Origin of the sequence: Roseobacter sp. AzwK-3b (assembly GCF_000170875.1) — a bacterium.
Classification (GTDB): domain Bacteria; phylum Pseudomonadota; class Alphaproteobacteria; order Rhodobacterales; family Rhodobacteraceae; genus Roseovarius; species Roseovarius litoreus.
Map to the genome: position 1 here is coordinate 280,088 of NZ_ABCR01000005.1, position 26,726 is coordinate 306,813.

A 26,726-nucleotide genomic window follows, 5' to 3' on the forward strand; every position below is an offset into this window, starting at 1 on the left:
GGCGGCGCGCAAAGACCTGACGACATCAGGGCGCGTTTGCCCAAAAAAAAGGCCGAGCACTAAGCTCGGCCGAAGTCCAACAGGGAGGTATGATGGTGGGGCGCGAAGCCGCCACCGTCACGACCGGGAGATAGGGGCTGTTTTTAGACCATTCAAGAAAAATAATGCTGCAGGTGCAGCATGCCCGCCATGCACTGAATGCATAGCGCAAACACGATATGTCTGAATTTTCAGCTAACCGCCTGTTCTCTTATCTTTTTTCTGTAGGCGATGATTTCTTCCTGAACGAATTCACGGAACGCGGCGATGCGCTTGGAGTGGCGCAATTCCTCGGGATAGGCGAGGAACACCGGAACTTCGACGGAATGCACATCCGGCAGGACGCGCACGAGATCGGGGAAATCATGCGTCAGGTAATCCGGCAGCACACCGATGCCGAGATTGTGCAGAACGCCCTGCAGCACGCCGAAGTAGTTGTTTACGGTCAACAGCGACGGCACATCATGGGTCATCAACTCATTGACCAGCGTCGCACCGGCCCCGACCTGCGCCGAGCGCGGGTTCTGGCAGATCAGGCGATGATGCTTGAGATCGTCGGGGCTGGCCGGGGTGCCACGGCTTTCGAGATAGCTGGTCGAGGCAAAGAGGCACATATGCACGCTCATAAGCCGTTTGCGGATCAGATCGGCCTGGCTGGGTTCTTTCATGCGGATGGCGACATCGGCCTCGCGCATGGGCAGGTCGAGCACGCGTTCTTCCAGCATCAGGTCGATCTTGAGATCGGGATATTTCGCATAAAGCTGGGGCAGGCGCGGGGCGAGCCACAGGGTTCCGAAGCCGATCGTGGTGGTGACGCGCAATTCGCCGAACACCTCCTCCTCGCTGTCGCGGATCCGGGCGGTGGCTGCATCGAGACGTTTGAGCATCGCGCGGGTCGCGTCGAACAGCAATTCGCCCTGTTCGGTAAGAATCAGTCCCCGCGCATGGCGGTGAAACAGCGTGGTGTTGAGCGATTCCTCGAGTGCGCGCACCTGTCGGGACACCGCGGATTGGGACAGGTGCAGGTGATCGCCGGCATGGGTGAGGCTGCCTGCATCCGCGACGGCGTGAAATATTCTTAGCTTGTCCCAGTCCATGACAGCAACTTTCATTTTAAAAACCACCCGCGCCCCGAAATAGCAGAAAATCATCACATGACCACGGCGGTTCCGTGGAAAAACGATGAAATTCCGCTTTGTAGGTCACTATTTGTGACCTATTATCGATCTATGATATAAGCGAGGTGCATGGCACCGAAAGGGGAACGCGCGATGAGCACTCAAAAAGTATCCCTGAATGACCGATTTGACCTCACAAAGTCATCTGTGCTGCTGAATGGCACACAAGCACTCGTTCGGCTGATGTTGATGCAGGCCGCGCGCGACCGTGCGGCGGGGTTGAGTACGGCAGGCTATGTGACCGGCTATCGGGGCTCGCCGCTTGGGGCGGTGGATATGCAGATGATGCGCGCCGAGCGCCCCTTGAAAGAGGCGGGGATCCTGTTTCAGCCGGGTCTCAACGAGGATCTGGCGGCCACGGCGCTTTGGGGCACCCAGCAGGCCGAATTGCGCGGCGAGGGCAAGTATAACGGCGTTTTCGGGCTGTGGTACGGCAAGGGGCCGGGGGTGGACCGGTCGGGCGACGTGATGCGCCATGCCAATATGGCGGGCAGTTCGCGGCATGGCGGCGTCCTGATGGCGATGGGGGATGACCATACCGGAGAATCCTCGACCGTGTGTCACCAGTCGGACTGGGCGATGGTGGACGCCTATATGCCCGTCCTGTCGCCTGCAGGGGTGCAGGAAATTCTGGATTACGGGCTTTACGGCTTTGCGCTCAGCCGGTTTGCCGGGGTGTGGTGCGGCCTCAAGACGATGAAGGACACCGTTGAGGTGACCAGCGTGGTCGATGGTCGGCCTGACAGGATGCAGTTCGTGACGCCCGAATTCGACATGCCCGAAGGCGGGTTGAACATCCGGCTCAACGATCACTGGATTCCGCAGGAAGCGCGGGTGATAGATTACAAGAGGTTCGCCGCTGAAGCCTTTGCAAACGCAAATAAAATCGACAAGCGTGTCTGGGGTAAACCGGGGGCGAAGATCGGATTTGTCGCGGCGGGCAAGAATTGGCTTGATCTGGTGCACGCGCTGGACCTTCTGGGGATCGACGCCACCGAGGCCGACCGGCTGGGCCTGACCACCTACAAGGTGGGACAGACGTTTCCGATGGACATGAAGGGCTTTCACGACTGGGCCGAGGGGCTTGAGCTGATCGTGGTGGTCGAGGAGAAACGCAAGCTGATCGAGATCCAGATCAAGGAGGCGATTTTCGACAACCGGCGCGGCAGACGGGTCTATGGCTGGTACAAGGGCGGTGCGGGCAGCCTGCATAATGAAGAACTGTTTCCGACACGCATGGCGCTCGATCCGGTGATGATCGCCGAGAAGATCGGCGGCGTCCTGATCGAAGAGGGGCGCGGCACGGACCGTATCCGCGCGGGGCTGGCCGAGATCGCCGAGGCGCGCAAGGCCGACAATGCCGAGGATATTGCGGCGCGCCTGCCGTATTTCTGCGCCGGATGCCCGCATAACACATCGACCAAAATGCCAGAGGGCAGCCGCGCCTATGCCGGAATCGGCTGTCATATCATGGCCTTGTGGATGGATCGTGAGACGAGTGGCTACACCCATATGGGCGGCGAGGGCGCCAACTGGATTGGCGAGGCGCCGTTCTCGGAGCGCGGCCATGTGTTCCAGAATATCGGGGACGGCACCTATAACCATTCGGGGATCCTGGCGATCCGGGCCGCGGTGGCGGCGGGCGCCACCATGACCTACAAGATCCTTTACAACGATGCCGTTGCGATGACCGGCGGTCAGGGCAACGAGGGCGGGCTGACGCCGGACCGGATCGTACGCGAATTGCGGGCGATGGGGGTGCGCGAGATTGCGGTGGTCTATGATGCCAAGGAAGAGCCGGAGCGCGCCCTGTTTCCCAAGGATATCGGCTGGCACGAGCGGGCTGAACTACCGGAGGTTCAAGAAAAATTCCGTGAAATCAGCGGTGTGTCGGCGATTGTTTATGTACAGACCTGCGCTGCAGAAAAGCGGCGTCGCCGCAAGCGAGGCACGTTCCCGGACCCGGACAAGCGGGTGTTCATCAATACCGATGTCTGCGAGGGCTGCGGCGATTGCGGGGTGCAGTCGAATTGCGTGGCGATCGCACCGGTGGACACGCCTTTGGGGCGCAAGCGCGCCATCGACCAATCGGCCTGCAACAAGGATTTCAGCTGTCTCAAGGGGTTTTGTCCGTCCTTCGTGACGCTGGAGGGCGCCACGATCCGCAAGGAGGCGGCGAGCGATCTTGACTTGCCGGACCTGCCCGACCCGGTGCTGCCGGCGATCCGGGGCACGCACAACGTCGTCATCACCGGTGTGGGCGGGACGGGCGTTGTGACTATCGGCGCGGTGCTGGCGCAGGCGGCACATCTGGATGGCAAAGGGGCCAGCATGATGGAAATGGCGGGGCTTGCCCAGAAGGGCGGCGCCGTGCATATCCATTGCCGTATTGCGGAAAAGCCGAGCAATATCAATGCGATCCGCGTGGCTACGGGCGAGGCCGACGCGGTGATCGGCGGCGATCTTGTGGTGTCGGCGGGGGCGAAGACGCTTGGCTTGATGCGGCAGGGGCGCACGGGTGCTGTGGTCAACAGCCACGAGGTGATGACCGGAGATTTCACCCGCGATACCGAGTTTCGGCTGCCTTCGGAGCGGTTGACGCTTGCGCTGCAATCGCGGTTGCAGGATGGGGTGCAGCTTGTCGATGCGCATGAGTTGGCGCGGGTGACGATGGGCGACTCGATCTTTTCCAACATGATCGTTTTTGGGGCTGCGTGGCAACGCGGGCTGATCCCCGTGGGCGAGCAGGCCATTCTGGAGGCGATCGCGCTGAACGGTGCGGCGGTGGAGCAGAACCAGCGCGCTTTCCGGATCGGGAGGTGGGCTGCGGTGCATCCCGATGAGGCCGCGCGGCAGATCACGCCGAACGTGGTCAAGCTGCCCCGCAGTCTGGAGGACGAGATCGCCTATCGCGCGGATCATCTGAGGGCCTATCAGGGCAAGCGGCTGGCCAAGCGGTACCTGCGTCTGCTGGACGGGATCGAGGATGCGCGGCTGCGCGAGGCGGTGGCGAAGGGCTACCATAAGCTATTGGCCTATAAGGATGAATACGAGGTTGTCCGGCTGTTGCTGGACACGCGCGAAAAGGCGCGAGCCGAGTTTGACGGCGATTTCGAGATGACGTTCCACTTGGCGCCGCCGCTTCTGGCGCGCAAGGGTCCGGATGGGCGTCCGCAGAAACGCGAATTCGGTGCGTGGATGGAGCGGCCGATGCGGGTGCTGGCGGGGTTGAAATGGGTGCGCGGGACGCCGGTGGACCCGTTCGGCTATACGGCCGAGCGCAAGATGGAGCGTGCGCTGATCCGGCAATATGAGCGCGACCTTGGCGAGGTGCTGCCCAAGCTGACCGACAAAACCCGCGACGCGATCGTGGCGCTTGCAGAATTGCCGTTGAAGATCAGGGGCTTCGGTCCGGTCAAACAGGCCAACGAGGCGCGCGCGGCCAAAGAGCGGGAGGCGCTTCTGACGGCGATCCGCGCCGGAGGGACGCCGCTGGAACAGGCGGCGGAATAAATGTCATAAAAAATTCATCGTGGCTGGTCACAAGGGTCGTGACTTCCTAACAGGGCCGTCGGAGAGGCGGGGATCGTGACCATGCAGCAGCACAGGCATATCGCGCGGGATATCAGCTATGCGCATTCGGCGCAGACGCGCGGGGGGCGGGCGATGATTCGCGCGATGGAGAACATGACCGGGCGGATCGGCCTTATCAAACGCGCGCGCGGCTATGAGCACGAGGTGGCGGGCGGGCGCGATTTCTGGCAGGTGATGGTGGAGCGCTACGGCCTGACACTGGATGTTGTGGGTGGCAGCCTGCAAAGCATCCCGAAAACCGGCCCGCTGATCGTGATCGCGAACCATCCTTACGGAATTCTGGATGGGTTAATGATGGGCCACATCCTGAGCCAGACCCGGGGCGATTTTCGCATTCTGGCGCATCATGTTTTCCGCAAGGCGGAGGATCTGAACAAGGTGATTCTGCCGATCAATTTCGACGAGACGAAAGAGGCGGTGAAGCTGAACCTCGAGACGCGCCGGACCGCGCTGGAGTATCTGGGGCAGGGCGGGGCGATCGGGATCTTTCCGGGGGGCACGGTCAGCACGGCGGCCAAGCCCTTTGCGCAGCCGATGGATCCGGGCTGGCGCGGGTTTACGGCGCGGATGGTCGCCAAATCGGATGCGACGGTGGTGCCGATCTTCTTTGACGGGCATACCAGCCGGCTGTTCCAGCTGGCGAGCCATTTGCATTACACCTTGAGAATGGGCCTTCTTATCAAGGAGTTCCGCAAGCGGGTGGATACATCCGTGCGGGTTGTCGTGGGCGATCCGATCGACCGCGAAGCCTTGCTGGCGCGCAAGGGGGACACGAAATCCCTTATGGCTTTTTTACGCCACAAGACGTATGAGCTAAGCCCGGGGCCGGTCGATCCGACGATGACCGGGTTCGAATTCGAATGAATTCGCAAGGGCGCAACAGGCTATGGCGGTTGGAATTTTCGATAGCGGGCTGGGTGGCCTGACGGTTCTGGACGCGGTGGAAAAGCGCCTTCCGGATGTGCCTTTCGTCTATTTCGGGGACAACGCACACGCGCCTTACGGGGTGCGCGATGCCGATGATGTTTACGATTTGACGACCAGAGCGGTCTCTCGGTTATGGGATGCGGGCTGCGATCTGGTGATTTTGGCGTGCAACACCGCCAGTGCGGCGGCGCTGCGCCGGATGCAGGAAAACTGGGTGCCCCGCGACAAGCGGGTGTTGGGCGTTTTTGTTCCATTGATTGAAGCACTTACCGAGCGGCAATGGGGCGACAACTCGCCGCCGCGAGAGGTGGCGGTCAAGCATGTGGCGCTGTTTGCGACGCCGGCGACGGTGAGCAGTCGGGCGTTTCAGAGGGAGTTGGCGTTTCGCGCGATCGGGGTCGATGTGGAGGCGCAGGCCTGTGGCGGCGTGGTGGACGCCATCGAAGAGGGCGACATGATTCTGGCCGAGGCGCTGGTGCGCAGCCATGTCGATGCGCTCAAGCGCAAGATGCCCAACCCTGAGGCCGCCATATTGGGCTGTACCCATTACCCCTTGATGCAAAACGCTTTTCAGGAGGCGTTGGGGCCGGATGTGCAGGTCTATAGCCAGGCGAATCTGGTGGCGGAAAGCCTTGCCGATTACCTGACGCGCCATCCCGCGATGCTGGGATCGGGGCGTGAGGCGGCGTTTCTGACCACCGGTGATCCCAAGCGGGTCTCGAGCCGGGCCACGCAGTTTCTGCGCCGGGAAATCATCTTTAGCGCCGCCTGAGCGGGGTTTCGTACGATCCGTACCAAACCTACGCGGGTTTGGGACGAACCGAGGCGCCTCTTGGCATTATTGTGTCCAACCTGTACGCAACTGCCGACAAATTGCAGGAGTCCGACATGACCCGAAAGATCGCCATTCTGGGCGCCAGCGGCTATACCGGGGCTGAGCTTGTCCGGCTGATTGCCACCCATCCGCAAATGGAGATCGTGGCGCTGGCGGCCAACTCGAAGGCGGGGCAGAGCATGGCGCAGGTGTTCCCGCATCTGCGGCATCTGGACCTGCCGAAGCTGGTCACGATCGACGAGATCGACTTTGCCGGGATCGACCTGTGTTTTTGTGCGCTGCCGCACAAGACGAGCCAGGAGGTGATTGCCGCGCTGCCACGCGATCTGAAGATCGTCGATCTGAGCGCGGATTTCCGGCTGCGCGATCCTGCGGCCTATGAGCGGTGGTATGGCAACGCCCATGCCGGACCCGAGTTGCAGAAAGAGGCGGTCTATGGGCTGACCGAGTTCTACCGCGACGAGATCCGCGCCGCGCGGCTGGTGGCGGGCACGGGCTGCAACGCGGCGACGGGGCAATATATCCTGCGCCCGCTGATTGCGGCGGGGGTGATCGATCTTGAGGATATCATCCTCGATCTCAAATGCGGCGTGTCGGGGGCTGGCCGGTCGCTCAAGGAAAATCTGCTGCATGCCGAATTGAGCGAGGGCTATCACGCCTATGCGGTGGGCGGCACGCATCGGCACTTGGGCGAGTTCGATCAGGAGTTCAGCGCGATTGCCGGGCAAGATGTGCATATCCAGTTCACCCCGCATCTGATCCCGGCGAACCGGGGCATTTTGGCCACCGGCTATGTCAAGGGCGAGGCGGGGGCGATCCATGGCGCATTGGCCCAAGCCTATGAGGGGGAGCCGTTCATCGAGCTGTTGCCGATGGGCGAGGCGCCGAGCACGCGGCATGTGCGCGGCAGCAACTTTTGCCATATCGGGGTGGTGGCCGATCGCTTGCCCGGCAAGACGCTGGTGATCGCGGCGCTGGATAACCTGACAAAAGGTAGCAGCGGTCAGGCTTTGCAGAATGCCAACCTGATGCTAGATATTCAGGAAACCGAAGGTCTGATGCTGGCCCCGGTATTCCCTTGATCTGAACGGGTCGCGCCATGAAATCGCTGAAAAAGAAACGCCGTATCCAGATTGTCGCCATTGCGACGGTGGCTCTGGTGATCTCGACCGTGTTGATCGGTTACGCGATGCGCGACGGGATCAATTTCTTCCGCTCGCCCAGTCAGGTGATCGCCGAGCCGCCGAGCCCCACGGAAGTGTTCCGCATCGGCGGGCTGGTCGAAGAGGGCAGCATCGTGCGCGGCGAAGGCGAGACGGTGCGCTTCAACGTGACCGATGGCGGGGGCGTTGTGACGGTGACCTACAAGGGGGTGCTGCCCGATCTTTTCGAGGAGAATCAGGGCATGGTTGGCACCGGAAGCTTGCAGGATGGCGTCTTTGTGGCGTCGGAGATCCTCGCCAAGCATGACGAGACCTATATGCCCAAGGAAGTGGTGGACGCGCTGAAGGAACAGGGTGTCTACAAGGACCCCGAGGGCAATATACGCCCCATCGAGGAGGCCAGCGGAAGCTGATCCGCGTGTAAGGTCGTGCCGGCTGCGCACGGTGCTGCAGGGCGACGTTAACCAATCGTCGCGATCCTTGGCCTGTCGTTCATGACAGGCGCCAAGGAGGGCCAGCCGATATGCCGGATATCTCAAAGATCGCCCGAGAGATCGTCGCCCGAGAGGGCGGATTTGTCGATGATCCCGACGATCCGGGGGGCGCTACGAAACATGGCGTCACCATCCATACGATGCGCCGGCTTGGGCTTGATCTGGATCGGGACGGGGATGTGGATGTGGCCGATGTGCGCGCGATGACGCGCGACCGGGCCGAGGCGATTTTCATCGAGCAGTATTACCGGCGCACGCGGATCGAGGTCTTGCCCGATGTGCTGCAGGCCAGCGTGTTCGACATGTATGTGAATGCGGGCGTCAATGCGGTGCGCATTCTGCAGCGGCTGTTGCAAGAGATGGGGCATGAGGTGGCCGTTGACGGGGTGATCGGCCCGCAGACCGAAGCGGCGGCTCATGCCGCATGGCGCGCGGCGCCGGATTTTCTGGCCGATGCCTACGGGATCGCGCGGCGGAATTACTACCTTCGGTTGGCGGATCAGCGGCCTGCGAGCCGGAAATTCGCGCGCACCCGCAATGGCGGCAAGGGTGGTTGGATCCGGCGCGCGGAAGAGTTCATCACGCCGCGCTTTCATCTGAGCGAGGCGGATTTTCGGGACAGGGTTGCGTCATGGGGATGATCGAGACGATTTTGGGGCTGGTGTTCGGGTCGGGGCGCAATGTGCTGGCCGAGACCGCGCAGGTGTTTCGCGAAAACGCTGAGGCCGGGGCCGAACGGGAGGCGGAGCGGCGGTCGCAGGCTCTGGAGCAGTTCGGGGCCGAGTTCGCGCCGCCCGAGCGCGGGCTGTTCGACCGGATCATGGACGGGGTCAATCGCCTGCCGCGCCCGGCGATGGCGCTTGGCACGCTGGGGCTGTTTGTGGGGGCGATGGTTGACCCGGTCTGGTTTGCGGCACGGATGCAGGGGATCGCGCTGGTGCCGGAGCCGTTATGGTGGCTTCTGGGGGTGATCGTCAGCTTCTATTTCGGGGCGCGGCATCAGTTGAAGGGGCAGGAGTTTCAACGCTCGATCGCGGCGACGATGGCGCGCGTGCCGCAGGTGACCGACGGTCTGGCGCGGCTGAGAACGCTTGAGGCGCAAAGCCCCGGTGTGGCGGCAAGCGGGCCGGATGCAGATCTCGCGCGCGAGGCGGTGCGACCCTCGGACAACCCTGCGCTGGCGGAATGGCGGCGGCATTTTCGGGCGGTGGAGCGTTGAGGCGGCGGGGACCCGCGACAATGTGATCCTGCGCCGTTGTCGAATCCCGTTGGCCCGAGGGCGGGAAAAGGACTATTATAGATCCATGATTATAGAATTTGGCCACTTCGCCCTCATCCTCGCCTTCCTTGTCGCCTGTGTTCAGGCGATTGTTCCACTTGTCGGCGCGCATCGGCGATGGCCAGGCTGGATGGCCGTGGCAGCGCCTGCAGCGAATGTGCAGTTCCTGCTGACGGCGGCATCCTTTGCGGCGCTGACCTATGCATTCGTGATGTCGGATTTCTCGGTTCGGCTGGTGACGATCAACAGCCATACGGACAAGCCGCTGCTCTATAAGATCACCGGAGTCTGGGGCAATCACGAAGGCTCGATGCTGTTGTGGGTGCTGATCGTGACGCTGTTCGGCGCGTTCGCGGCATGGTTCGGGGGCAATCTGCCGCCGACGTTGAGGGCGCGGGTGCTGTCGGTGCAGGCGATGGTGGGGGTGGCGTTCTTCGCCTTTATCCTGTTCACCTCGAACCCGTTCCTGAGGATGCAGGTGCCGCCCTTTGATGGGCAGGATCTCAATCCGCTGTTGCAGGATCCGGGCCTCGCGTTCCATCCGCCGTTTTTGTACCTGGGCTATGTCGGGCTTTCGATGACGTTCTCGTTCGCGGTGGCGGCGCTGATCGAGGGGCGCGTGGATGCGGCCTGGGGTCGGTGGGTGCGGCCCTACACGCTGGCGGCGTGGATTTTCCTGACCATCGGGATCGGGCTGGGCAGCTGGTGGGCTTATTACGAATTGGGCTGGGGTGGCTTCTGGTTCTGGGACCCGGTCGAGAATGCGAGCTTCATGCCTTGGCTGATCGCGGCGGCGCTGCTGCATTCCGCCATCGTGGTGGAAAAGCGGGAATCGATGAAAAGCTGGACCATCCTGCTGGCGATCATCGCCTTCGGCTTTTCGATGATCGGGGCTTTCATCACCCGGTCGGGGGTTCTGACGTCGGTGCATGCCTTCGCCACGGATCCTGAGCGGGGGATGTTCCTGCTGATGATCACGGCGGTCTTCATGCTGGGTGGTCTGACGCTGTTTGCGGCGCGGGCCAATGTGCTGCAGGCCAAGGGCGTGTTTTCGGTGGTGAGCCGGGAATCGTTCCTGGTGGCCAATAACGTGCTGCTGGCGGTGTCGGCCTTTGTGGTATTCGTCGGCACGATCTGGCCGTTGGTCAGTGAAATGCTGTTCGACCGCAAGCTGAGCGTGGGTGCGCCGTTCTTCAACATGGCGTTCACGCCGTTCATGGTGGCGCTTGGCCTGCTCTTACCGGTGGGCGCGATGCTGCCGTGGAAGCGCGGCTCGTTGGGCAAGGCGATCCGGCCCTTGCGGTTGGTGTTCGTGCTGTCGGTGGCCATTGGCGTCCTGGCCTGGGCGATGCAGACCGGGCGCAGCGGGCTTGGTCCCGTGGGTCTGTTCCTTGCGGCGTGGTTGGTGTCGGGCGCGGCTGTCGATCTGTGGAGCCGGACCGGGCGCGGTGAGAACCGGCTTGGCCGTCTGGCCCGTCTGCCAAGAGCGGATTGGGGCAAGGCGGTGGCGCATGCCGGTTTCGGCATCACGATTGCCGGGGTCGCGGCGATGATGGCTTGGGAGACCGAGGATATCCGCGTCGTGCAGGAAGGCGAGGCGTTCGAGCTGTCGGGCTTCACGCTGGTCCTTGAGGATGTGCAGGAGGTGCAGGGGCCGAACTATGTCTCGACCATGGGGCAGGTGAGCCTGTCGCGCAACGGCACCGAGATTGCCACGCTCTATCCTGAAAAGCGGTTCTATCCGGTGGCGCGGATGCCCACGACCGAGGCGGCGCTGGATATCGGGTTCTGGCGGGATGTTTATGTTGTGATCGGCGATCCGCAGAGCAATGGCGGTTGGGCGGTGCGGACCTATTACAAGCCGCTGGCCAACTGGATCTGGGGCGGCTCGATCCTGATGGCGCTTGGCGGCGCGCTGAGCCTGACGGACCGGCGGTATCGGATCGCGGCGGGCGCCCGCAAGACACCGGCTGTGTCAGGCGGGGTGCCGGCGGAATGAAACGCCTGATCCTTGGCCTTGTGCTGTGCCTGTTCTGGGCGCCGGTGGGGGCTGTGCAGCCCGATGAAATGCTGGACGATCCCCGACTGGAAGAGCGGGCGCGCGAGATTTCGGGCGGGTTGCGCTGTCTTGTGTGCCGCAATGAGAGCATCGACGATTCCAATGCAGAACTGGCGCGAGACATGCGGCTTTTGGTGCGTGAGCGACTGGTGACTGGTGACAGCAACGAGGAGGTCGTGCAGTTCATCGTGGACCGCTATGGCGAATACGTGCTGTTGCAGCCCAAGGCGACGGGCGCAAACCTCGTGCTGTGGCTGGCGGGGCCGATGATGCTGCTGGTGGGGGCCGGGATCGGCTGGACCTATTTGCGGCGGCGCTCGCAGGTCGAGGAAGGCCCGAGGGACGTGTTGAGCCAGCACGAGGCGGAGCGTCTGCGCGAGATCATGAAGGACTGACGCGCGGTTCGGCTTTCCCTGAGCGGCGAAATCGGGTTTGACTGGGGCGACATAGCCCCGACACAGCCCCGACACAGCCCGGAGGACCAGACCCGTGACAGAGTATCAGACAATCACCCTCGATATCGTGGATGACGTGGCCATCTTGCGGCTGGACCGGCCAGAGAAGATGAACGCGCTCAACACGCAAATGCGGGCCGAGATCACCGATGCGGTGGGCCGGGCCGGGCGGCAGGCGCGGGTTCTGGTGCTGACCGGGAATGGCAAGTGCTTTTGCTCGGGTCAGGATCTGAGCGATAGCGGGACTGCGGCCAACATGGATCTGGAGCGGGTGCTGCGCGACGAATACGAGCCGATGCTGCGCGCCATTGGAGACTGCCCGGTGCCCACGATCAGCGCGGTGAACGGGGCTGCGGCGGGCGCGGGGGCCAATCTGGCGCTGGCCGCCGATGTGGTGATCGCGTCGGAGAGCGCCTATTTCCTGCAGGCGTTTACGCGGATCGGGCTCATTCCGGATGCGGGCGGCACCTATTGGTTGCCGCGTCAGATGGGAGCGGCGAAGGCGATGGGCGCGGCGTTGTTCGCCGAGCCGGTCAGTGCAAGACAGGCCAGCGAATGGGGCATGATCTGGGAGGCGGTGCCGGAGGAGGGGTTTGCCGATCACTGGCAGGCGCGGGCGGCGCATCTGGCGAAGGGGCCGACGGTGGCTTACCGGCAGTTGAAGGAAGCGATCTGCAGCAGTTGGGCCAACGATTACAACGCCCAGCTTGATCTGGAGGCGCGGTTGCAGGGGGTGTGCGGCACCACCCGCGATTTCAAGGAAGGCGTTGTGGCGTTTCTTGAAAAGCGCCCGGCGAAATACGAAGGACGCTGAGACGGGACTGAGGGACCGGCGGCGGGGTGGCCGCCGGTCCGCAGGTCTTTTGGGTCAGCTGCGCGGCTGCAGGATCACGTCCGCCGCGATGAAGCTGGTGCCGACGCCCTGCACCAGTGCCACCAATTCGCCATCGAGCAGGACGCTGGCATCGCCGGTGATCGCCGTGGCGCCGCTGGAATAGGCGATGGTCAGTGCCGACGTCGCGGCGGGATCGACCGAGATGAAGAGCACATCCTCGGTCACGTCGAAATCGGTGATGGTGATATTGGTGTCACCGGCCACGATATCGCTGGTCACGAAGCTGTCGCCGCCGTCGCCGCCGGTCAGCGTGTCATCGAGCCCGGCATAGATCGTGTCATTGCCCTCGCCGCCATTGAGTTGATCGCCTGCCGTGTCGGTATCGGCCGAGAAATCGAGGGTCGAGGGGGTGGCGAGAGAGCCAAAGGCGCTGCCAAGGATCACATCATTGCCAAGATCGCCGAAGATGATGTCGGCGCCCTCGGTATCGGTGATCTGGTCATCGCCGTCGCTGCCGCGCAGGAAGTCATCGCCGGCACCGCCAAGGATCGTGTCGTTGCCGTCATTGCCGAAGACGCGGTCATTGTCGGCGCCCGCGTCGATCAGGTCATCGCCGGTGCCGCCGCGCAGGATGTCGGCGCCTGCAAGCCCGGTGATCGTGTCATTGCCGCCATCCCCGACGATCAGATCGTCGGCGTCGCTGCCCTCGATGGCTTCGGGCGCGTTCGAGCCGGTCAGGGTTTCGCCGACAAGCGAGCCATCGGTGCCGAAGGCCACCAGCGCCACGTCCGAGGCCACAAGCGTGCTTGCCGCGCCGGTCACGGTGGCGATGGTCACGCCATCAAGCTGGACGAGCGCGTTGGAATTGCCGTCATCGCCGATATCGAGGGCAGGGACAGCCGATCCGCCCTGATAGGCGACGATGATCTGGTCGTCGGAGGCGTCATAATCTTCGATCAGGGCGCTGCGGCCTGTCTGGATCCAGTCGCCGAGCGTGAAGATATCCGAGCCGCCGCCGCCGGTGGCGGTGTCCTCGCTGCCAAGCAGCAGCAGATCGTCGCCGAAGCCGCCAGCGAGCACGTCGCCTGCATCGGTGTCCGCATTGGTGCCGGGCACGCCGAGCGCCGAAAGGCCCGCGTCGGTCTCGCCGTTGGTGCCGAAGGCGGTGGCGATTTCGGTTGCGGTGCCGGAGCCGAAGGTGGTCTGGGTGCCGATCAGAATATCGTCGCCGGTGGAGCCGATCAGGGTATCCACGCCGTCGCCGCCGACCAGAAGATCGTCGTCCGAGCCGCCCCAGATCAGGTCGTCGCCTGCGCCGCCGAAGCCGATATCGCTGCCATCGCTGCCAAAGAGGCTGTCATCGCCTGCGCCGCCTGCGAGCACGTCGTCGCCGGCCAGACCCGAAAGCCGGTCATTGCCTGCCTCGCCGCTGAGGGAATCGGCGCCGGCATTGCCGGTGACGATGTCGTCGCCCGCGCCGGCGTTGACCGTGGCGCTATCGCTGCCTTCGATGGTGTCATCGCCATCGGTGCCGGTCATCATGTCGTTCAGGCTGGTGCCGGGGTCGTCCGGTGTGGCGTCATCGCCGGGGCGGGGAGGTTGGAAGAAGGCGTTGTTGTCATCATCGTCGTCATCCGTGAATTCCGCGATGAGACCTGCCGTGGCCCCGATGCCCAACAGGCTGAGAAGAACAATACCAAGCATAACAACCTCCGCTTGTACTCATTAAACACAAGCCATCATAAGTCGCGAGATCGGTCGAGTCTTGGAGAATGTGGCCTAAAGGTGGCAAAAATAAGGATTATACTGCGCGTTTTTAGCGACAATAGAAGCGTTGCCGATCATTGTCGCAGAAGGGGCGACAATCTGCAGGCCGGGCCGGACCGGGCCGGGACGGGGCGCGCCGGCACGAGTCAGGTGACTCAGGCGGCGTAGCGCCCCACTGCCACGTTGCGCAGTGAAAATTCGGGGCTGGCGTTGCGGAGCACGGCGACAGCCTGACCATCGGCCTTGAGCGTTGTGAGCCCGGTGATCGTGTCGCGTTCGACCGTAAGCTCGGGCGTGGGCTGATCCGAGGCGGAGACGAAGGTGATGAGATCCTCGGCCAGATCGAAATCCTCGATCAGGACAGGGCGGCCGCCTTCGATCCAGTCGCCCATGGCGAATTCATCGTCCCCGTCGCCGCCTGTCACGGTGTCGTCGCTGCCGGCGACGACGGTGTCATCGCCTGCGCCCAGATCGATCTCATCGCCCTGATCGCAGAGGGCGGGCAGGGCGTAGCGGAAGGCGATGTCGGCAAAAGAGCCCAGCCCGTCCAGTGAGGCGACCAGCGCGCTTTCGTCGAGAATGTTGGCGGCTTCGATGAAATCGTCGCCCGCGCCGCCGATCATCGTGTCGCCACCTTCGCCGCCGATGAGCACGTCGCGCCCGGCGCCGCCCTGCAGTGTATCGTACCCGTCGAGCCCCAGAAGCCAGTCATTGCCCGCGCCGCCCGACAGAAGATCGTCGCCCGCCCGGCCCACCAGCAGGTCATCGCCTGCGCCCCCTTGGAGCGTGTCGGGGCCGGAGGTGCCATCGATCAGGGGCGTATCGTCGCCCGTGTCGCCGGGCAGGATGCCATCCTCATCCGACCCGGACAGCCCCACAAATGTCGCGAGCGATGCCCCGACGAGCAGAAGAAGTGCGAAAACGGCCATGACGAGAAACTCCGCGTTGCCAAGGGACCCATGGCAGTGATCGCAGAGGGGCAGTTAAGGCGCGGTGAATTCCCTAAGCGGGGTAAGGCACGATTTGCAGACAATTTTAGGAGTATGGTCGCAAAAATAAGGCCGGGATGCGCGCGCATCCCGGCCTGATGTCGTGCTGGTGAAGGGGTCAGCGGTTCTCGATATCGACGTAATCGCGCAGGGCCGCACCCTTGTAGAGCTGACGGGGGCGACCGATCTTGAGCTGTGGATCGCTGATCATTTCCTTCCACTGCGAAATCCAGCCGATGGTCCGCGACACCGCGAAGATCGGCGTGAACATCGACGTGGGGAAGCCCATCGCCTCGAGGATGATGCCGGAATAGAAATCGACATTCGGGAAGAGCTTCTTCTCGACGAAATAGGGATCGGCGAGGGCGGCTTTTTCCAGTTCCTTGGCGACTTGCAGGGTCGGGTTGTCCTCGACCCCGAGCAGATCGAGCACCTCGTCGGCGGATTGCTTGAGGACCGTGGCGCGCGGATCGAAGTTCTTGTAGACCCGGTGCCCGAAGCCCATCAGGCGGAAATCGTCGTCCTTGTCCTTGGCGCGCGCGATATATTCGGGGATGCGGTCGACCGTGCCGATTTCGCGCAGCATTTCGAGGCAAGCCTGATTGGCGCCGCCATGGGCCGGACCCCATAGGCAGGCGATGCCGGCGGCGATGCAGGCAAAGGGGTTGGCGCCCGAGGACGAGGCCAGACGCACCGTCGAGGTGGAGGCGTTCTGCTCGTGATCGGCATGCAGCGTGAAGATGCGGTCCATCGCGCGGCTGAGGATCGGGTTGACCACGTAATCGTCGGCAGGGACGGCAAAGCACATGCGCAGGAAGTTGGACGCGTAGTCCAGATCGTTGCGCGGATAGACGAAGGGCTGTCCGAGCGTGTATTTGAAGGCGTTGGCCGCGATGGTCGGCATCTTGGCGATCATCCGGATCGAGGCCACTTCGCGCTGCCAGGGATCGGAGATGTCGGTGGAATCGTGGTAGAAGGCCGACAGGGCGCCGACCACGCCGACCATGATGGCCATCGGATGCGCGTCGCGGCGGTAGCCGCGGAACAGGTACATCATCTGTTCGTGCAGCATGGTGTGCATGGTCACGCGGGTCTCGAAATCCTCGAGCTGCGCGGTGGTGGGCAATTCGCCGTAAAGCAGCAGGTAGCACACTTCGAGAAAATGCGATTTCTCGGCCAGCTGGTCGATCGGGTATCCGCGATGCAGCAATTCGCCCTTGTCACCGTCGATAAAGGTGATGGTGCTGTCGCAGCTGGCGGTGGATGTGAAGCCGGGATCATAGGTGAACACGCCGGCCTGCCCATAGAGCTTGCGGATGTCGATCACATCGGGGCCGGCGGTGCCGGCATAGACCGGCAGATCATATTCATTGCCATTGATCAGCAGCTTGGCGGGTGCCTTGGTCTCAGCCATGGGAGTCTCCCTCTTCTTGCCCGCGCCTCAGGCGCCCTTGGGCAGCATATTACAGTCGGCCTTTCGAGACGGTTAACCGGCCTCGGCGGCGGCATCGGACAGGCGGGCGATGGTTTCGTCCCGCCCGAGCACAAGCATCATGTCGAACACGCTCGGTGTGGCACTGCGCCCCGCCAGAGCGGCCCTGAGAGGGCCCGCAAGCTTGCCGAAGGTGGTATTGTGAGATTCGGCAAAGTGCTTTGCGAGCGTCTCGAGATCGTCGCGCGTCCACGTAGCAGTTTGCAGATGCGGCGTCAATTCTTTCAGTATACGACGGGATACATCATCGAGTTGCGCCGCGGCTTTCGGCTCGGGCGAGATCGGACGTTCGGCCAAGATAAATTCCGCTTTATCAAGAAGTTCCGGGAAGGTCTTTGCACGCTCTTTGAGGCAGTACATCCCCGCCTGCATCCGCGAAACTATCGCATCTGTCAGGGACGGCTGACCAGTGGCCGAAAGATAATCCTGCAGTTCATGCAGCAGCGCAGCATCGTCGGAAGTTGCGATATGTTGTCCGCAGAGACTTTCGAGTTTCTTGACGTCGAAGCGGGCCGGGGATTTGCCGATTCCCGACAGGTCGAACCACTCTTGCGCCTGCGCGTCGGTGAAGAATTCGTCATCGCCATGGCTCCAGCCGAGGCGGGCGAGGTAATTGCGCATCCCGGCCGCCGGGTAGCCCATGCGGCGGTACTCATCGACGCCAAGCGCGCCATGACGCTTGCTGAGTTTCTTGCCGTCAGGCCCGTGGATCAGCGGGATATGGGCATAGACCGGCACGGGCCAGCCCATCGCGGTATAGATCATCATCTGGCGGGCGGCGTTGTTGAGGTGGTCGTCGCCGCGGATCACATGGGTCACGCCCATGTCGTGATCGTCCACCGCGACGGCGAGCATGTAGACCGGATTGCCATCCGAGCGCAGCAGCACCATGTCGTCGAGCTGATCGTTGCGGATGGTCACATCGCTTTGCACCTCATCGCGGATCACGGTGGCGCCGTCGCGCGGGGCCTTGATGCGGATGACATAGGGCGCGTCGGGGTGGCTGGAGGGGTCGGCGTCGCGCCACGGGCTTTGAAAAAGCGTCGAGCGGTTCTCGGCGCGGGCGGCTTCGCGGAAGGCCTCGATTTCGTCCTGGGTGGCGAAGCATTTATAGGCCGCGCCCTTGTCGAGCAGTTCGAGCGCCACCTCGCGGTGGCGGTCGGCGCGCGCGTATTGGCTGATCGCGTCGCCGTCATGATCGAGGCCGAGCCACGCCATGCCGTCGAGGATCGCCTGTGTCGCCTCGGGGGTGGAGCGGGCGCGGTCTGTGTCTTCGATGCGCAACAGGAACTTGCCGCCGCGGCCGCGGGCGTAGAGCCAGTTGAACAAGGCGGTACGCGCGCCGCCGATATGCAGAAAGCCCGTGGGCGAGGGGGCGAAGCGGGTCACGATTGTCTGGGACATGGGCGGGATTAACCTTTCGGTAACCGAGTTGGGCCTAGCTTTGGCGCCTGTCTATCGGGGCGGCGAATGGGAGACAAGACTTGGCACCGTGGGCATCACTTCAGGCGGCGTGGCTGGCGCAGCGGGGGCATCTGTTTCCGTGGGTGCCGGTCTGTCTTGCGGCGGGGGCGGGCGGGTATTTCGCGCTGACGGTCGAGCCGGAGCCGTGGGTCTATGCGGTCCCTGGTGCGGTGGCGCTGTTGTTGGCGGTGGGCGCGCGCTGGTTCGGGGCGGTCTGGATGCCGCTTGGCTGGGCGGTGATGCTCATGGCGGTGGGCCTGTGCGTGGCGGGCGCGCGGGCGCATCAGGTGGAGGGGCCGGTGCTGGGCTGGCGCTATTATGGCCCGGTGGAGGGGCGGATCGTCAGCATCGACCGGTCGGCATCGGATGCGATCCGCCTGACGCTGGACCGGGTGACGTTGCGCGATGTGCCGCCCCGCCGCACGCCCGAGCGGGTGCGCATTTCGCTGCATGGGGAGCAGGCGGGCATTACGCCTGCGCCGGGGGCGTGGGTGATGATGACCGCGCATCTGTCGCCGCCCGGTGGCCCGGTGGAGCCGGGGGGCTTTGATTTTCAGCGTCATGCGTGGTTCTTGCGGCTTGGCGCCGTGGGATATACGCGCACGCCGGTCGTGGGGCTGGCGCCGCCCGAGGGCGGGCTGTGGATGTTCAAGGCGCGCATGGCGATGTCGGCGCGTATTCAGGCGGCCTTGCCGGGGGAGACGGGGGCCTTTGCCTCGGCGATCATGACGGGGGACCGGTCTGGCATCGGGCAGGAGGCGCTGACGGCGCTGAGGGTCACAAACCTCGCGCATCTGCTGGCGATTTCGGGGCTGCATATGGGCTTGTTGGCGGGGTTCGTTTTCGGCGCGTTCCGGCTGGGCTTTGCCGCTGTGCCGGTTCTGGGGCTGAGGGTGCCTGCCAAGAAACTGTCGGCGGTGATGGCGCTGGCAGCGGCGGCGGTCTATCTGGGCCTGTCGGGGGGCAATGTGGCCACGGAGCGGGCCTTTGTGATGGTCGCGGTGGCGTTGGTGGCGGTGATGCTGGACCGGCGGGCGCTGTCGCTGCGGTCGGTCGCGGTGGCGGCGGTGATCGTGCTGTTGCTGCGCCCAGAGGCGTTGCTGGGGCCGGGGTTTCAGATGTCCTTTGCGGCGACCACGGCACTGGTGGCGGGCTATGGCTGGTTGAAGGATCATGACGTGCCGCTTGGACCGCGCTGGATGCGGGGGGCGGTGTCGGTGCTGGTGTCGTCCTTTGTGGCGGGAATCGCCACGGCGCCGATCGCTGCGGCGCATTTCAACCAGTTCGCGCATTTCGGGCTGATCGCCAACCTGATGAGCGTGCCGCTGATGGGGGTGATGGTGATGCCGGCGGCGGTGGTGGCGGCATGCCTGATGCCCTTCGGGCTGGAATGGCTGGCGCTTTGGGTGATGGGGCTTGGGCTCGACTGGATCTTGTGGGTGGCGCATTGGGTGGCCGGTTGGCCGGGCGCACGCGGCACGGTGGTCAGCCCCGGCCCGCTGGTCCTGCCGCTGATGGCGGTGGGCGTTCTGTTCGTGATGCTGTGGCGCGGGTGGGGGCGGCTGGCGGGGCTGGCGCCGGTGCTGGTGAGCGGGGTCCTGTGGCTGGGGGCGGAGCGTCCGCAGGTGCTGATCGCCGATAGCGGTGCGCTGGTCGGGGTGATGACGCCGGAGGGGCGGGCCTTGAGCCGGGAGAAGGGCGCGGGGTTCATCGCGCAGAATTGGCTGGAGAATGATGGCGATGCCGCCGATCAGGCGGCGGCCCATGCGCGCTGGTCGCAGGTGATGCCGGGCGAGATCCGCCTGCTGGCGGTGCATGGGCGGCGGGCGGTGGACAGCCTGCGCGATTGCGAGGGCCATGACTGGCTGGTGCTGTCGGTCGAGCCGGACCGCGCCTTGCCCTGTCAGGTGGTGCATCCCGGCACGCTGCGCGAGACCGGGGCGATGGCGCTGCGGACGGGGCGCGATGGGGTCAGGGTGGTGACCGCGCGCGAGATCACCGGCGCGCGGCTCTGGAACAGCCCGGCCGCAAGGCGGGCGCGATCCGGGGGACCGGATCAGTAGCTGCGGATGAGGCCCACCAGCCGGCCCTGCACCTTGACCTGATCTTCGGGCAGGACACGGGTTTCATAGGCCGGGTTCGCCGCCTCGAGCGCGATGGCGTTGCCGCGACGGTAGAATTTCTTCAATGTCGCTTCCTGATCTTCGACGAGGGCCACGACGATATCGCCGTTATCGGCGGTGTTCGTTTCGCGGATGATGACCACGTCGCCATCGTTGATGCCCGCCTCGATCATCGAGTCGCCACGCACCTCGAGCGCGTAGTGCACGCCCTTGCCGGACAGCATCGAGCCGGGAACGGTGACATTATGGCTGGCATGGGCAATCGCCTCGATCGGGACACCGGCGGCGATGCGGCCCATCATCGGCACGTCGATCACGTCCGAGGCATCGACCCCGTAGCTGTTGGCGGGCTGGGGGGCAGAGGGCTTGTCGCCTTCGATCACCCGGGGGGTGAAACCATGGCTTGCCTCGCCGCCGAGGGATTCGGGCAGTTTGACGATTTCGAGCGCGCGCGCCCGATGCGCCAGACGACGGATGAATCCGCGTTCTTCGAGCGCGGTGATGAGCCGGTGGATGCCGGATTTCGAGCGCAGATCGAGCGCTTCCTTCATTTCATCGAAACTGGGCGGCACGCCGTCGCGCTGCACGCGCTTGTGGATGAAGGCCAGTAGATCGAGCTGTTTTTTGGTCAGCATGATGCAAAACTCCGATCGAAGCGTTTCGCTTTGTTCTACGCATGTTCTTGTTTTGTGTCAACCATATCCCGTGGATAACCCGTGCCGTGCCACCAAGGGGCGTTATTGCGGCAGGTAGCGTTCCATCACGATCATCGGGATATGTCCGCGCAGCATCATGTCCGGCAGCACATAGGACGGGGCAAGATCGATCTCGAGCGCCTGCGCCAGATCGCGATGCGTGTCGATGTCCAGAAGGGTGACGCGCAGATCGCGGGTTTCGGTAAGGCGGCGCAGATCGGCTTCGGCGGCGGCGCACTCGGGGCAATCGGGCGCGGTGAAGAGCGCCACGGTCAGAGCGGCATCGGCTGGGCCGAAGCCGGGCAGGTCCGGCGAGAAGAGGGCAGAGCGGCTGTCCGTGAGGCGGGAGAGATCCTGAGCGATGGCGTCGCCCATGATATCGAGCGCAGGCGCGGGGGCATTGGGCAGAATATGGCGCGGCAGGCCCAGAAGTGCTTCGCGGATCTGGGAGTGGAAGACGGCGCGTTCGGTGGGGGTCAGCTCGCGGAAATCGGTCTGGGCCGAGGCGGCGCTGACCCAGAGAAAAAGGCCTGCCGCGAACGGCAGGCCGAGCCATGCAAGGGGCCGGATCAGGGGCAGGGGCATCAGCCGCGGATGTCGGCGGCGATCTGCTGCATGGCGTCGAGCGGGACATAGCCGCGCAGCATCTGGTCCTGCATCACGAAGGTCGGGGTGCCGGTGATGTTCATGCGCTGCGCCAGCGCATGGTTGGCGGCGATCACATCGGTCACGGCGTCGCTGTCCATATGGCCCATGATCGTCTCGACATCGAGCCCGAAGCCGTCCCCAAGGCGCCGCAGAGAGGTTTCGGTGATATCGCCGCTGAAGGTCATCAGCGCGTCATGGACCTGTTTGTAGGCCTCGTCGCCGGCTTGCTGAAGCGTGGCGATGGCAAAGCGCGCGGCCAGCATGGATTGCTCTCCCAGGATCGGGTATTCCTTGACGATCACGCGGATATTGCCGTCAAGCTCCACAAGGTTTTCGACCTCGGGGAAGGCGCGGCGGCAATAGCCGCAGCGATAATCCATGAATTCCACCAGCGTGATGTCGCCTTCGGGATTGCCGCCGACCCACGAGTTTGCGTCATTGAACAGGGCGTCGGCGTTGTTTTCGACCAGCGTGACATCGGCCTGTGCCTGTTGCTGGGCCTGACGCTGTTCGAGAACGGCCACGGCCTCCATGATGACTTCGGGGTTTTCGAGAAGATAGGCGCGTATCTCGGCCTGAAACGCCTCGCGCTCGGCGGTGCTCATGTCCGACAGATCGAGCGCCTGCGCGGGCAGGGCGAAGGCGGCGGCTGTAGCCAGCGCGGCGAGGGGGGCGAATTTCATCTGGGTTATCTCCGTTTCTGTTCGGCGGCTTGCGCGGCTGATAGCACATCCTGCGCCCGCCGCCAGCCTGTCGATCCGCGTGGCAGCATGTCGCTGGCGCGCTGTGCATGCAAGCCCGCATCCTGAAGCCGGCCCGACATCGCGTAGCGCTCGGCGGTCACCAGCGCGGCCATGCCCTTGTTGCCCTGTCGGGCATGGGCCACGGCCAGATCGCGCATGACACGCGAATCGCGCCCGTCGCGGGACCGCGAGCGTTCGAGATAGTCCTGTGCCTGCGACACCTTGCCTTCGGCCAGCAGCGCCCGGCCATAGGAGCCGAGGATCAGCGCGTTTTCGGGCGCCAGACTGACTGCGCGCCCATAGGCGGCGGTGGCGGCGGCGAAGCGGCGGCTTTCCATCAGGATCTGGCCCTTGAGTTCGTAATAGAAGGGATCGTTGGGGCGCTGTGCGATCGCGGCGTCGATGGCGGCGATGGCCCTTGAGGTGTCGGAGCGGCGGTGATGGGCTATGGCCTGGCGCATCAGCTTGATATCGGCATAACCGGTTTCACCGGCGCGGGTGAGGGTCCATTTCGGGGCGCGCTGGAAGGCCGAGAGCTTGCTCTTGGCGCGCGCGAACCAGTAATCGGCGGCGGGATTGGCGCGGGTCTCGCTGGCATAGGCCTCGGCCAGCCGCTGGATCACGCGAAAGCGGTCGGCCGACATGGGATGCGTGCGCGCGTAGGGGTCCTGACGGCCAAAGCTGAGCACCTCTTGGCCACGGAAGATGTCCATCACCTCGACCGCGCCGCGCGTGTCGATGCCGGCGGCTGCCATGTAGCGCAGGCCGGACTGGTCGGCGGCGTTTTCCTCGGCGCGGGTATGGGCGAAAAAGAGACGCTGCGCCGAGGTCTGCGCGCCGATGGCGGCCGCGCCTGCCGCCTCGCCCGCGCCTGCGGCGATGGCCGCGGCTGCCGCCAGCGCCGCGCCGAGCCCTGCGGCGGTACGGGCGTTGCGCATGTTGATGGGGCGGCGCATCAGGTGACCGTTCGAGATATGCGCAGCTTCGTGGGCGATGACCGATTGCAGCATCGCAGGCGTGCGCATCTTGAGCAGAAGGCCGGAATGGATGAAGATGTGGTCGCGGTCCACCACGAAGGCATTGAGGCTGCTGTCGTCGATCAGCAGAATGTCGGTGCGCGACGGGCTGAGGCCGGCGGCCTTGAGCACCGGTTCGGCGAGCTGCTTGAGCGCGTATTCGATATCGGGATCGCGCAACAGCGTCAGCGCCCGCGCCGGGTGGGCGAGGGTGAGGGCCATCAGGGCGCTCAGGGCGCAGAAGGCGATCAGGCGGATAAGCTGCATTGACGGCGGGGCCTGTTCCAAGTGAAAGCTGGGCGTCTCGAGCACCACTCTAGGAAGAAAGACATGCGAAACTCAACCCGATCCGGCGTCGATCCCTTTATTGTGATGGATGTGATGGAAGCCGCGCGCCGCGCCGAAGAGGCGGGCCGGCATATCATCCACATGGAGGTGGGCCAGCCCGGCACGCCTGCGCCGCAGGGTGCCCGAGACGCGCTGGCGCGCGCCATGCAAGAGGATGCCATGGGGTATACGGTGGCGCTTGGCCTGCCGGCGCTGCGGCGGCGGATCGCGGCGCTTTACGGGGAGTGGTACGATCTCGACCTCGATCCGGGGCGCGTGGTCATCACGCCGGGATCGTCGGGCGCCTTCATCCTTGCTTTTAGCGCTCTGTTCGACGGGGGCGACCGGGTGGGCATCGGTGCGCCGGGCTATCCCAGCTATCGGCAGATCCTGCGGGCGCTCGATCTGCAGCCGGTGGATATCGAGACGGCGGCGGAGAACCGCCTGCAGCCGGTGGCGAGCGATCTGGAGGGGCGGGATCTTGCGGGGCTCTTGGTGGCGAGCCCGGCCAATCCGACGGGCACCATGCTGGACCGCGCGGCGCTGGCGGCGCTCATGGAGGCGGCCCGGGCGCAGGGCGCGAGCTTCATCAGCGACGAGATCTATCACGGCATCGAATACGAGGCGAAGGCGGTGAGCGCGCTGGAGATTTCCGACGAGGCCTATGTCATCAACTCCTTCTCGAAATATTTCAGCATGACCGGCTGGCGGGTCGGCTGGATGGTGGTGCCCGAGGATCACGTGAGGGTGATCGAGCGGCTGGCGCAGAACCTGTTCATCTGCCCGCCCCATGCCAGCCAGGTCGCGGCGCTGGCCGCGATGGAGTGCACAGGCGAGCTCGAGGCCAACATGGCCGTCTACCGGCGCAACCGCGCGCTGATGCTGGAGGGGTTGCCCAAGGCCGGCTTCGACCGGATCGCGCCCCCCGATGGTGCCTTTTACGTCTATGCCGATGTGAGCCATATCACCGATGACAGCCGCAGCCTTGCGGCGGAGATCCTTGACAAGGCCGGGGTCGCGGTCACGCCGGGGCTTGATTTCGACCCTGTGCGGGGCGGCGGCACGCTGCGGTTTTCCTATGCGCGCGCAACGGCGGATATCGAGGAGGGCTTGGAGCGGTTGCGGCGCTTCATGGCGGGCCGCGGCGCTGTCTGAGCGCGATCGACCGGGGGGCCAGCCCCCCGGACCCCCCGGGATATTTGGGGCCAGAAGAAGCCGCGAGGTGAAAGGGCCGGTGGCATGAAGGGGGCTGTGCAAGCGGGGCGCAGGTGCTATGCTCTAAGTTGACAAGAGCGACCGGAAAAGCGGCGGATGAGCAGAATGATAAGGATGATTCTGGCGGGGGTGCTGGGGCTGTGTGCGGTCCTTGCTTCGGATGCCGTGCCGGCGCAGGACCGGGCGTTCAGCGGATTGGCGCGGCTCGATCCGCAGGCCAGTGGGATTTCCGACAAGGGGCAGGGGGTCAGGCTGCGCCTGGCGCTGAGCCAGGGCGTGCCTTACCGGGTGTTCACGCTGGATGAGCCGGACCGGGTGGTGCTGGATTTTCGCGAGGTGGACTGGGGCGGGATCGACGCCGATACGCTCGATCGCAGCGAGGCGGTCGAGCGGGTCCGCGTGGGCGGCTTTCGGCCCGGCTGGTCGCGGATGGTGCTGGACCTGGCAGGGCCATTGGCGCTGGACCGGGTGGGGCTCGAGATCGACGCGGTCACCGGGGGGGCCGTGCTTGATATGTCGCTGACGCCTGTGAGCGCGCAGGCGTTTGCGGCAGGCGCCGGGGCGCCGGACCTGCCGGGATGGGAGATGCCGGAGCGGAGCCTGAAGGCCGAGATGCGCCCGCGCCAGCGCGGCGAGAACCCGCTGGTGGTGGTGCTCGATCCGGGGCATGGCGGGATCGATCCGGGGGCCGAACTGGATGGGCTGACGGAAAAGGACCTGATGCTGCTCTTTGCACAGGAACTGAGGGAGGTTCTGGTGCGGGCGGGGGGCTTTGAGGTGGTGCTGACGCGGCAGGATGACAGGTTCGTGTCGCTGGAGCAGCGCGTCGCCATTGCGCACCAGATGCGGGCGGATGTGTTCGTGTCGCTGCATGCGGATGCGCTGAGCGAGGGGCGCGCGCATGGTGCCACGGTCTATACCCTGTCCGACAGCGCCAGCGACGAGGCCAGCGCAGCGCTGGCCGAGCGGCATAACCGGACCGATCTGCTGGCGGGTATCGATCTGAGCGGCAAGGACGATATCGTGGCGGACGTGTTGATGGATCTTGCGCGAATCGAGACCCAGCCGCGCGCCGAGCGGCTGGCGGAAAACCTGCGCGCGGGCATCGAGGCGAAGGGGTTGCCGCTGCATTCGCGGCCGCTGCGCCATGCGGGGTTTTCGGTGCTGAAATCGCCCGATATCCCGTCGGCCCTGCTGGAGCTGGGGTTCATGTCAAGCCCGCGCGATCTTGCCAATCTTGTGGATCCGGGCTGGCGGATACAGATGGCCGAGGCGCTGAGGGATGCGCTGGAGGCCTGGCGCGCCGAGGATGCGGCCATTGCGGATCTGGTGCGGCAGTGACGCGCCATTCCGGAACGTCGCGCAAGATGTGTTTTGACGGGATGTCGA

22 protein-coding genes are annotated in these 26,726 nt (G+C 64.4%); 13 read left to right on the forward strand and 9 right to left on the reverse strand.

Annotated features, from left to right (window positions below):
• Window positions 1–230: 230 nt before the first annotated feature.
• Complete coding sequence (locus tag RAZWK3B_RS11285) at window positions 231–1,136, reverse strand: LysR family transcriptional regulator (protein WP_007815194.1); 906 nt, start codon at window positions 1,134–1,136, stop codon at window positions 231–233.
• Window positions 1,137–1,310: 174 nt separating this feature from the next.
• Here RAZWK3B_RS11285 and RAZWK3B_RS11290 point away from each other — a divergent pair, with 174 nt between their 5' ends.
• The 10 genes from RAZWK3B_RS11290 to RAZWK3B_RS11335 all read left to right on the forward strand — a co-directional run bounded on the left by RAZWK3B_RS11290 (window position 1,311) and on the right by RAZWK3B_RS11335 (window position 12,837).
• Window positions 1,311–4,730, forward strand: coding sequence for an indolepyruvate ferredoxin oxidoreductase family protein (locus RAZWK3B_RS11290; protein ID WP_007815196.1), 3,420 nt, complete (start codon window positions 1,311–1,313; stop codon window positions 4,728–4,730).
• 81 nt (window positions 4,731–4,811) lie between these two features.
• The gene (locus RAZWK3B_RS11295) at window positions 4,812–5,675 is read left to right on the forward strand and encodes a lysophospholipid acyltransferase family protein (RefSeq protein ID WP_007815197.1); all 864 of its coding nucleotides are present in this window, start codon (window positions 4,812–4,814) and stop codon (window positions 5,673–5,675) included.
• 22 nt (window positions 5,676–5,697) lie between these two features.
• On the forward strand, window positions 5,698–6,510 hold the full coding sequence (gene murI / locus RAZWK3B_RS11300; protein ID WP_007815198.1) for a glutamate racemase: 813 nt from the start codon (window positions 5,698–5,700) through the stop codon (window positions 6,508–6,510).
• A 116-nt stretch (window positions 6,511–6,626) separates the two neighbouring features.
• A complete protein-coding gene (gene argC, locus RAZWK3B_RS11305; RefSeq protein ID WP_007815199.1) occupies window positions 6,627–7,655 on the forward strand; it encodes an N-acetyl-gamma-glutamyl-phosphate reductase in 1,029 nt (342 codons plus the stop codon).
• Window positions 7,656–7,672: 17 nt separating this feature from the next.
• The gene (gene ccmE / locus RAZWK3B_RS11310) at window positions 7,673–8,149 is read left to right on the forward strand and encodes a cytochrome c maturation protein CcmE (RefSeq protein ID WP_007815200.1); all 477 of its coding nucleotides are present in this window, start codon (window positions 7,673–7,675) and stop codon (window positions 8,147–8,149) included.
• A 110-nt stretch (window positions 8,150–8,259) separates the two neighbouring features.
• Window positions 8,260–8,871, forward strand: a complete 612-nt coding sequence (locus tag RAZWK3B_RS11315) for a holin-associated N-acetylmuramidase (protein ID WP_007815201.1) — start codon at window positions 8,260–8,262, stop codon at window positions 8,869–8,871.
• Window positions 8,862–9,449: a holin family protein gene (locus tag RAZWK3B_RS11320; protein ID WP_007815202.1), complete on the forward strand. Its 588-nt coding sequence runs from the start codon at window positions 8,862–8,864 to the stop codon at window positions 9,447–9,449. Before RAZWK3B_RS11315 ends, RAZWK3B_RS11320 begins: the two co-directional genes overlap by 10 nt.
• An 85-nt stretch (window positions 9,450–9,534) precedes the next feature.
• The gene (locus RAZWK3B_RS11325) at window positions 9,535–11,508 is read left to right on the forward strand and encodes a heme lyase CcmF/NrfE family subunit (RefSeq protein WP_007815203.1); all 1,974 of its coding nucleotides are present in this window, start codon (window positions 9,535–9,537) and stop codon (window positions 11,506–11,508) included.
• Window positions 11,505–11,963, forward strand: coding sequence for a cytochrome c-type biogenesis protein (locus RAZWK3B_RS11330; protein WP_007815204.1), 459 nt, complete (start codon window positions 11,505–11,507; stop codon window positions 11,961–11,963). Before RAZWK3B_RS11325 ends, RAZWK3B_RS11330 begins: the two co-directional genes overlap by 4 nt.
• Window positions 11,964–12,057: 94 nt before the next feature.
• Window positions 12,058–12,837, forward strand: a complete 780-nt coding sequence (locus RAZWK3B_RS11335; RefSeq protein WP_007815205.1) for an enoyl-CoA hydratase-related protein — start codon at window positions 12,058–12,060, stop codon at window positions 12,835–12,837.
• 54 nt (window positions 12,838–12,891) lie between these two features.
• Here RAZWK3B_RS11335 and RAZWK3B_RS11340 read toward each other — a convergent pair whose 3' ends face one another.
• From RAZWK3B_RS11340 to gltX, 4 genes are all read right to left on the reverse strand, one after another.
• Window positions 12,892–14,562: a calcium-binding protein gene (locus RAZWK3B_RS11340; protein WP_007815206.1), complete on the reverse strand. Its 1,671-nt coding sequence runs from the start codon at window positions 14,560–14,562 to the stop codon at window positions 12,892–12,894.
• Between the two features lie 218 nt (window positions 14,563–14,780).
• A complete protein-coding gene (locus RAZWK3B_RS11345; RefSeq protein ID WP_007815208.1) occupies window positions 14,781–15,554 on the reverse strand; it encodes a calcium-binding protein in 774 nt (257 codons plus the stop codon).
• A gap of 178 nt (window positions 15,555–15,732) precedes the next feature.
• Complete coding sequence (gene gltA, locus RAZWK3B_RS11350) at window positions 15,733–17,028, reverse strand: citrate synthase (RefSeq protein WP_007815210.1); 1,296 nt, start codon at window positions 17,026–17,028, stop codon at window positions 15,733–15,735.
• A 72-nt stretch (window positions 17,029–17,100) separates the two neighbouring features.
• On the reverse strand, window positions 17,101–18,510 hold the full coding sequence (gltX, locus tag RAZWK3B_RS11355) for a glutamate--tRNA ligase (RefSeq protein WP_007815212.1): 1,410 nt from the start codon (window positions 18,508–18,510) through the stop codon (window positions 17,101–17,103).
• 80 nt (window positions 18,511–18,590) lie between these two features.
• On the opposite strand from gltX, the gene RAZWK3B_RS11360 reads away from it, so the two are divergent.
• Window positions 18,591–20,633 carry a ComEC/Rec2 family competence protein gene (locus RAZWK3B_RS11360; RefSeq protein WP_007815214.1) on the forward strand — a complete coding sequence of 681 codons (2,043 nt, stop codon included), beginning with the start codon at window positions 18,591–18,593 and terminating at the stop codon, window positions 20,631–20,633.
• Here RAZWK3B_RS11360 and lexA read toward each other — a convergent pair.
• The 4 genes from lexA to RAZWK3B_RS11380 form a co-directional block, all read right to left on the reverse strand.
• Window positions 20,627–21,328: a transcriptional repressor LexA gene (gene lexA, locus RAZWK3B_RS11365; RefSeq protein WP_007815216.1), complete on the reverse strand. Its 702-nt coding sequence runs from the start codon at window positions 21,326–21,328 to the stop codon at window positions 20,627–20,629. The genes RAZWK3B_RS11360 and lexA overlap by 7 nt on opposite strands.
• A gap of 102 nt (window positions 21,329–21,430) precedes the next feature.
• A complete protein-coding gene (locus tag RAZWK3B_RS11370) occupies window positions 21,431–21,973 on the reverse strand; it encodes a thioredoxin domain-containing protein (protein ID WP_007815218.1) in 543 nt (180 codons plus the stop codon).
• Window positions 21,973–22,719, reverse strand: coding sequence for a DsbA family protein (locus RAZWK3B_RS11375; protein ID WP_007815220.1), 747 nt, complete (start codon window positions 22,717–22,719; stop codon window positions 21,973–21,975). The genes RAZWK3B_RS11370 and RAZWK3B_RS11375 overlap by 1 nt, the downstream gene beginning before the upstream one ends.
• 5 nt (window positions 22,720–22,724) lie before the next feature.
• Window positions 22,725–24,062, reverse strand: coding sequence for a M48 family metalloprotease (locus RAZWK3B_RS11380; RefSeq protein WP_007815222.1), 1,338 nt, complete (start codon window positions 24,060–24,062; stop codon window positions 22,725–22,727).
• 63 nt (window positions 24,063–24,125) lie between these two features.
• Between RAZWK3B_RS11380 and RAZWK3B_RS11385 the strand changes: the two genes are divergently transcribed.
• Window positions 24,126–25,277 (forward strand): pyridoxal phosphate-dependent aminotransferase, encoded by a 1,152-nt coding sequence (locus tag RAZWK3B_RS11385; RefSeq protein WP_007815223.1) that lies wholly within the window; start codon window positions 24,126–24,128, stop codon window positions 25,275–25,277.
• A 165-nt stretch (window positions 25,278–25,442) separates the two neighbouring features.
• A complete protein-coding gene (locus RAZWK3B_RS11390) occupies window positions 25,443–26,678 on the forward strand; it encodes an N-acetylmuramoyl-L-alanine amidase (RefSeq protein ID WP_037295603.1) in 1,236 nt (411 codons plus the stop codon).
• Window positions 26,679–26,726: the final 48 nt, after the last annotated feature.

Bases quoted from the DNA above. Each gene is read 5' to 3' on its own strand.
- RAZWK3B_RS11315 (WP_007815201.1), top strand. From the start codon at position 8,260: ATGCCGGATATCTCAAAGATCGCCCGAGAGATCGTCGCCCGAGAGGGC.
- RAZWK3B_RS11295 (WP_007815197.1), top strand. From the start codon at position 4,812: ATGCAGCAGCACAGGCATATCGCGCGGGATATCAGCTATGCGCATTCG.
- ccmE (WP_007815200.1), top strand. From the start codon at position 7,673: ATGAAATCGCTGAAAAAGAAACGCCGTATCCAGATTGTCGCCATTGCG.
- RAZWK3B_RS11385 (WP_007815223.1), top strand. From the start codon at position 24,126: ATGCGAAACTCAACCCGATCCGGCGTCGATCCCTTTATTGTGATGGAT.
- RAZWK3B_RS11340 (WP_007815206.1), bottom strand. From the start codon at position 14,562: ATGCTTGGTATTGTTCTTCTCAGCCTGTTGGGCATCGGGGCCACGGCA.
- RAZWK3B_RS11345 (WP_007815208.1), bottom strand. From the start codon at position 15,554: ATGGCCGTTTTCGCACTTCTTCTGCTCGTCGGGGCATCGCTCGCGACA.
- murI (WP_007815198.1), top strand. From the start codon at position 5,698: ATGGCGGTTGGAATTTTCGATAGCGGGCTGGGTGGCCTGACGGTTCTG.
- RAZWK3B_RS11370 (WP_007815218.1), bottom strand. From the start codon at position 21,973: ATGCCCCTGCCCCTGATCCGGCCCCTTGCATGGCTCGGCCTGCCGTTC.
- RAZWK3B_RS11320 (WP_007815202.1), top strand. From the start codon at position 8,862: ATGGGGATGATCGAGACGATTTTGGGGCTGGTGTTCGGGTCGGGGCGC.
- RAZWK3B_RS11330 (WP_007815204.1), top strand. From the start codon at position 11,505: ATGAAACGCCTGATCCTTGGCCTTGTGCTGTGCCTGTTCTGGGCGCCG.
- lexA (WP_007815216.1), bottom strand. From the start codon at position 21,328: ATGCTGACCAAAAAACAGCTCGATCTACTGGCCTTCATCCACAAGCGC.
- gltX (WP_007815212.1), bottom strand. From the start codon at position 18,510: ATGTCCCAGACAATCGTGACCCGCTTCGCCCCCTCGCCCACGGGCTTT.
- RAZWK3B_RS11380 (WP_007815222.1), bottom strand. From the start codon at position 24,062: ATGCAGCTTATCCGCCTGATCGCCTTCTGCGCCCTGAGCGCCCTGATG.
- gltA (WP_007815210.1), bottom strand. From the start codon at position 17,028: ATGGCTGAGACCAAGGCACCCGCCAAGCTGCTGATCAATGGCAATGAA.
- RAZWK3B_RS11325 (WP_007815203.1), top strand. From the start codon at position 9,535: ATGATTATAGAATTTGGCCACTTCGCCCTCATCCTCGCCTTCCTTGTC.
- RAZWK3B_RS11375 (WP_007815220.1), bottom strand. From the start codon at position 22,719: ATGAAATTCGCCCCCCTCGCCGCGCTGGCTACAGCCGCCGCCTTCGCC.
- RAZWK3B_RS11390 (WP_037295603.1), top strand. From the start codon at position 25,443: ATGATAAGGATGATTCTGGCGGGGGTGCTGGGGCTGTGTGCGGTCCTT.
- RAZWK3B_RS11285 (WP_007815194.1), bottom strand. From the start codon at position 1,136: ATGGACTGGGACAAGCTAAGAATATTTCACGCCGTCGCGGATGCAGGC.
- RAZWK3B_RS11290 (WP_007815196.1), top strand. From the start codon at position 1,311: ATGAGCACTCAAAAAGTATCCCTGAATGACCGATTTGACCTCACAAAG.
- argC (WP_007815199.1), top strand. From the start codon at position 6,627: ATGACCCGAAAGATCGCCATTCTGGGCGCCAGCGGCTATACCGGGGCT.